Genomic DNA, 6,415 nt, shown 5'->3' with positions numbered 1-6,415 from the left:
GGCCGGCGCGCAGGCCGCAGGCGGCGCAGCAGCTGCGGCTCCTGCCGCTCCTGCCGCGTCGCAACAGGCAGGCAACGCGCCTTCCGCCGACGCCGTCTATTTCGAAAGCAATCGCTCGCGTGTCGACGCCACGGGCCAGGCCCGGCTGCAGGACATTGCCGCCGCCATGAAGGCGCGGCCCGCGGCCCGGGCCAAGGTGCAGGGCTATGTGGACGCCAGCGGCAGCGCCAAGCGCAACGGCGAACTCGCCAAGCAACGGGCCCAGGCCGTGCGCGACGCGCTGGTGGCGGCCGGCGTGCCGGCCGATCGCATCACGCTGGAGAAGCCGGCCAACATCGTCGGCGGTGATTCGGCCGCCAAGGCGCGCCGGGTGGACATCGTGCTGGCGGGGGCCTGATGAAGTTCGCGCACTTCTTCATCGACCGGCCGATCTTCGCGAGCGTCATCTCCATCATCCTGGTCATCGCCGGGGGCGTGGCGATGCTCAACCTGCCCATCGCGCAGTTTCCGGAGATCACGCCGCCCCAGATCTCGGTGACCGCGACCTATCCCGGCGCCAGCGCCGAGGTGGTGGCGCAGAACGTGGCCGCGCCCATCGAGCAGCAGGTCAACGGCGCCGACTACATGATGTACATGAACTCGACCTCGAGTTCGACCGGCAACATGACGCTGTCGGTGTTCTTCGAGATCGGCACCGACCCGTCGCTGGCGCAGGTGGACGTGCAGAACCGCGTGAACCTCGCGCTGCCCACGCTGCCCTCGGCGGTGAGCCAGCAGGGCGTGTCGGTGGCCAAGAAGTCGCAGGCCTTCATGATGATCGTGGCGATCTACTCGCCCGATGGCGGCCTGGACCCGACCTACGTGGCCAACTACGCCAACATCAATGTGCTTGACAACATCAAGCGCATTCCGGGCGCCAACCAGAGCTCGATCTTCGGCGCCCCCGACTACGCCATGCGCCTGTGGCTCAAGCCCGACCGCATGGCCAGCCTGGGCCTGACGGCCACCGACGTGCAGAACGCCGTGGCGCAGCAGAACCAGCAGTTCGCCGCCGGCCGCCTGGGCGCCTCGCCCACCGCGGCACCCGTGCAGCAGACCTTCCCGGTGGCCACCTCGGGCCGCATGACCGAGCCCTCGGAGTTCGAGAACATCATCCTGCGTGCCTCGCAGCAGGGCACCGGCGCCATCGTGCGCGTCAAGGACATCGGCCGGGCCGAGCTGGGCGCCAAGGACTACTCCATCCGCTCCAAGTACAACGGCAAGACGGCCACGCTGATCGCCATCTACCAGCAGCCCGGCGCCAACGCGCTGCAGGTGGCCACCGACGTGCGCAAGTCGCTGGAGCAGATGAAGAAGACCTTCCCGCCGGGGCTGGACTACGACATCGCGCTGGACACCACCGAGTTCGTGAAGGAGTCGATCAACGAGGTGGTCCACACCTTCTTCGAGGCCGTGGTGCTGGTGGTGCTGGTGGTGTTCCTGTTCCTGCAGAGCTTCCGCGCGACCATCGTGCCGATCCTGGCGGTGCCGGTGTCGATCATCGGCGCCTTCATCGGCATGACGGCGATGGGCTTCTCCATCAACATGCTCACGCTGTTCGGGATGATCCTGGCCATCGGCATCGTGGTGGACGACGCGATCGTGGTGGTGGAGAACGTCGAGCGCAACATGAACGAGTTCGGGCTCGACCCCAAGACCGCGGCCAAGCGCGCCATGGACGAGGTGAGCGGCCCGGTGGTGGCCATCGTGCTGGTGCTGTGCGCGGTGTTCATCCCGGTGGCGTTCCTCTCGGGCATCACCGGGCAGCTGTACAAGCAGTTCGCCGTGACCATTGCGGTGTCGGTGGTGCTGTCGGGCCTGGTGGCGCTCACGCTCTCGCCGGCGCTGGCGGCCATCCTGCTCAAGCCGCATCCGCCCGGACAGCACGAGAAGAAGGGCTTCTTCGGCTGGTTCAACCGCAACTTCGACAAGCTCACCAACAGCTACGGCCGCAGCACGCAGCTGGTGATCAAGCGGGTGCTGATGGCGGCGGTGCTGATCGTCGGGATGATCGCGATCATGATGGGCCTGTTCAAGAAGGTGCCGGGCTCCTTCCTGCCGGTGGAAGACCAGGGCTACATCTACACCGCGGCCATCCTGCCCGACGCGGCCAGCCTGGACCGCACCGAGGCGGCAACGGACCGCGCGCAGGCCTGGTACTCCAAGCAGCCGGGCGTGAAGTCGGTGGCCACCGTGCCGGGCTTCAGCCTGATCGACTCGCAGAACAAGGCCAACGCGGGCGTGCTCTTCGTGTCGCTCAAGGGCTTTGCGGAGCGGCAGGCGGCCTCGGACAAGGCCGATGCGCTCATCCACCAGGCGGCCGGCGAGTTCTCCAAGGACCAGGATTCGCTGATGATCCCGGTCAACCCGCCGTCCATTCCTGGCCTGGGCACCACGGGCGGCTTCGAGTTCTGGGTGCAGAGCGAGGGCGACGCGCCGCTGCAGCGGCTGGAGGAGCTCACGCGGGCCATCATCGCCAAGTCGCGCGAGCGCAAGGAACTGCAGGGCGTCAACTCGACCATCAACACGCGTTCGCGCCAGTTGATGGTGGACGTGGACCGCGACAAGGCCGAGAGCCTGGGCGTGCCCGTGCAGGACGTGTATTCCACGCTGCAGACGCTGTTCGGCTCGCTCTACGTGAGCCAGTTCCCCAAGAACAGCCGCTTGTTCCAGGTGATCCTGCAGGCCGAGCCCGACTACCGCACCAAGCCGGAAGACCTGCAGAACATGTACGTGCGCAACCGCAGCGGCGACATGGTGCCGCTCAAGGCGGTGGCCAACACGCGCTACGTGGTGGGCGCCGACCTGGTCACGCGCTTCAACAACTACCCGGCCGCCAAGATCTCGGGCGGCCCGGCGCCGGGCTACAGCTCGGGCCAGGCGCTCAATGCCATGGAAGAGGTGGCGCGCGAGGTACTGCCCGAAGGCTTCTCCTTCGCCTGGTCCGGCCAGGCATATGAAGAGAAGAAGGCGGGCTCGACCGCCGGCGTGGTGTTCGCCTTCGCGCTGGTGATGGTGTTCCTGATCCTGGCGGCGCAGTACGAGAAGTGGACGCTGCCCTTCGGCGTGCTGCTGGCGGTGCCTTTCGCGCTGTTCGGCGCCATCGTGGCGATCTGGCTGCGCGGCACGGAAAACGACGTGTACTTCCAGATCGGCCTGACGGTGCTCATTGCGCTGGCGGCCAAGAACGCCATCCTGATCTTCGAGTTCGCGGTGGAACTGCGCCACAAGGAAGGGATGTCGGCCTACGACGCCGCGGTGAACGCGGCCAAGCTGCGGCTGCGTCCGATCATCATGACCTCGCTGGCTTTCATCCTGGGCTGCGTGCCGCTGGCCATTGCGAGCGGCGCGTCGTCGGCCAGCCGGCATTCGCTGGGCACCGGCGTGATCGGGGGCATGCTTGGCGCCACGGTGATCGCGATCTTCTTCATCCCCATGTTCTTCTGGGGCCTGGAGACCTTGAGCGAACGCAGCGCCGGCAAGAAGAAGGACAAGCCGCAGGCGCTGCCGGCGGGTGCAGCAGGCGAGGGGGCAGACCATGCGGCGCACTGACCGTGAGCCCCCACGCTCATCACTTCGTGTATTCGCTGCCCCCCGAGGGGGCGCGAGCCTCCCTAGAGGCGGCTCGTCGGGAGGCTCAAATATGGCCAAGGTAGCGGCAGCCGCCGCGGCGCTGGTGCTGCTCTCGGGCTGCATGCTGGGCCCCGACTACAAGCGCCCCGAGTTGGCGGTGCCCGACCAGTTCCGCGCCACGCCGCCGCGCGCCGAGCTGAGCCCCAGCGCGGCCGACACCGCCTGGTGGCGGCAGTTCGGCGACGCGCAGCTCAATGCGCTGGTCGACGAGGCGCTGGCCAACAACCTGGACGTGGTGGCTGCCGCCGCGCGGGTGGACCAGTTCTACGGCGTGCTGGGCACCACGCGCGCCGCACTGTTCCCGCAGGTGGGTGCGGACGTGAACGGCAGCCGCCAGCGCGCCAGCACGATCACGGCCACCGGCGCGCCCGGCATCAACCCCTACAACTCCGCGCAGGCCGCGGTGCTCGCCAGCTGGGAGATCGACCTGTTCGGCCGCACGCGGCGCCTGACCGAGGCGGCCACCGCGCAGCTGCGCGGCAGCGAGGCCTTCCGCCGCGGCACGGTGCTCTCGCTGGTCGCTGCCGTCACCGCCGGGTATGTGCAACTTCGCGACCTCGACAAGCAGGTGGAGGTGGCGCGCGACACGCTCAAGCTGCGCGAGGATTCGCTCAAGCTCTTCGAGCGGCGCTTCAAGGGCGGCGTGGTGTCGGAGCTGGAGCTGAGCCAGGCCAGATCGGAATACGCCACCGCCTTGCGCACCTTGCCACAGCTCGAGCAGTCGGCGGCGCAGCAGGAGAACGCACTGTCGGTGCTGGTCGGGCGCAACCCCGGCCCCATCGTGCGCGGCCGTCCCATCGACGAACTGACGATGCCGCCGGTGCCGGCCGGCCTGCCGTCCGAGCTGATCGAGCGCCGTCCCGACCTGCTGGCGGCCGAACAGTCGCTGGTGGCCGCCAATGCGCGCATCGGCGCGGCCAAGGCGGCGTACTTCCCGACCATCTCGCTCACTGGCGCCTTCGGCGCGGCCAGCCGCAGCCTGTCGGACCTGTCCAGCGGCTCGGCGCGCATCTGGTCTTACGGCCTGGATGTGAGCGTGCCGATCTTCACCGCCGGCGCCATTGCCGGTCAGGTGGAGAGTGCCGAGGCCGGCCAGCGCGAATCGCTGGCGCAATACCGCAAGGCCGTGCAGACGGGCTTTCGCGAAACGGAAGACGCGCTGGTGGGCGTGACCAAGTCGCAGCTGGCGCGCGATGCGGCCAAGCAGCAGACCGACGCGCTCGCCAACTACGCGCGCCTGGCGCGCAAGCGCTACGACGGCGGCTACAGCAGCTACCTCGAGGTGCTGGACGCCGAACGCAGCCTGTTCAATGCGCAGTTGCAGCTGGCGCAAAGCCAGGCCGACGTGCTGCTGCAGGCCGCGGCGCTCTACAAGGCGATGGGGGGCGGCTGGGTGGACCTGGCGGACCAGCTGGCGCCCAAGCCCAAGAGCGCGAGCGAGGGGTAGGGCTGGAGAGCTCTGCCGGCTTCGTCGCTGGTTTTCTCCGCAGATCTTGCGGTGATTGCATGTCGGATTCGCCGCAAGAACCGCGGCGAACGGCTTGAAGCCCAGGGGCCGCGCCAGGACAGCCGGCCCCTTTCCCAGCTCAACGCAGGTAGGCGATGCGTGCTTCGTGCGCGATGCGCTGGCGAAGGAGGTCCATGCTTTCGGGATCGTCGCCGTCGCAGCTGGCGCGCAGCACGCGCGCGGCATGGGCGTCGTCCAGCGTTTTCACCAGCACGCGCAGCGACTTGGCTTGCGCTTGCGAGAACTCGCCGCGTTTGGCGTGTTCGTCGAGCTGGCGCAGAACCTCCTTGGGCGCCAGATCGCGCATGTCGAGGAGGTCCAGTGCCAGGGACAACTGGTGGGAAGAAAGCGTGGGGATGGCGAGTGCGGTGGTCATGTGGGCTGGGCCTCACTTCCTGAAAACGAGATGCCGCAGTCTCGGACAGTCCGCTTAAGCCGTGCTGAAACCCCGGCGCAGCCGGACCGCGCTTTTGTGGAGTGCTTCACGCCGCGCGCGACGGGCGCCGCCTCGGCTCTGCGCGTCAGCTCAGCCCGGTGACCGGCAGTGCCGCGCCGTGCACCGCGCGCGCGGCATCCGAAGCCAGAAAGGCGATCACCTGCGCCAGGTCGCGCGGCGCGACCCAGTTGGCCGGATCGGCATCGGGCATGTCGGCGCGATTCTCGGGCGTGTCGATGATGGTGGGCAGCACGCAGTTGACGTTGATGTTCTGCGTGCGCAGCTCGGCCGCCATCGATTCGGTCAGGCGGCTCACCGCGCTTTTGGCCGCGATGTAGGCGCCCATGTTGGCCAGCCCGCGCTGGGCCGAGTAGGCGCCGATGTTCACGATCTTGCCGCCGCCTTGCTGCTGCATCTGCGGCACCACGGCATGCGCCATGTGCTGCACCGTGCGCACGTTCAGGTCGTACAGGAAGTCCCAGGTCTTGGCCTCGGTGCCGTGCACCGGCGTGCCCATGCGAAAGCCGCCGGCCAGGTTGCACAGCACGTCGATGCGGCCGAAGCGCTTGACCACGGCCTGCGCCGCGGCGTCGGCTTCCGCCGCGTTCAGCAGGTTGGCCGCGAGGAACATGCGGCGCTCGCCCGCGTCGCCGAAGACGGCACTGAGGCGGTCGGCATGCAGGTCGACCAGCGCCAGGCGCGCACCCTGCTGCGCGAACACGTCGGCCACTGCGCGGCCCAGGTTGCCGGCGGCGCCGGTGATGAGCACGACGGCGTTGTTCATGTCGGAAGTGGTCATG

At 68.4% G+C, this 6,415-nt stretch carries 5 protein-coding genes; 3 read left to right on the top strand and 2 right to left on the bottom strand.

The features are described from left to right. The 3 genes from VSO01S_RS19055 to VSO01S_RS19045 all read left to right on the top strand — a co-directional run. A partial coding sequence (locus VSO01S_RS19055; protein ID WP_153305318.1) for an OmpA family protein occupies positions 1–397 on the top strand: 397 nt, incomplete at its 5' end. Continuing rightward, a complete protein-coding gene (locus VSO01S_RS19050) occupies positions 397–3,591 on the top strand; it encodes an efflux RND transporter permease subunit (RefSeq protein ID WP_068644385.1) in 3,195 nt (1,064 codons plus the stop codon). The genes VSO01S_RS19055 and VSO01S_RS19050, both read left to right, overlap by 1 nt. A gap of 91 nt (positions 3,592–3,682) precedes the next feature. Beyond that, the gene (locus tag VSO01S_RS19045) at positions 3,683–5,119 is read left to right on the top strand and encodes an efflux transporter outer membrane subunit (protein ID WP_068644384.1); all 1,437 of its coding nucleotides are present in this window, start codon (positions 3,683–3,685) and stop codon (positions 5,117–5,119) included. Between the two features lie 139 nt (positions 5,120–5,258). Here the strand turns inward: VSO01S_RS19045 and VSO01S_RS19040 are convergent, their stop codons facing one another. Further along, the gene (locus tag VSO01S_RS19040; RefSeq protein ID WP_068644383.1) at positions 5,259–5,555 is read right to left on the bottom strand and encodes a hypothetical protein; all 297 of its coding nucleotides are present in this window, start codon (positions 5,553–5,555) and stop codon (positions 5,259–5,261) included. Between the two features lie 145 nt (positions 5,556–5,700). Further along, a complete protein-coding gene (locus VSO01S_RS19035; RefSeq protein WP_068644382.1) occupies positions 5,701–6,414 on the bottom strand; it encodes an SDR family NAD(P)-dependent oxidoreductase in 714 nt (237 codons plus the stop codon). Position 6,415: the final 1 nt, after the last annotated feature.

Origin of the sequence: Variovorax soli NBRC 106424 (assembly GCF_001591385.1) — a bacterium.
GTDB classification, from domain to species: domain Bacteria; phylum Pseudomonadota; class Gammaproteobacteria; order Burkholderiales; family Burkholderiaceae_C; genus Variovorax; species Variovorax soli.
The sequence above is the reverse complement of the archived record's forward strand: the minus strand, read 5'-3'. Positions and strand labels throughout refer to the sequence as shown.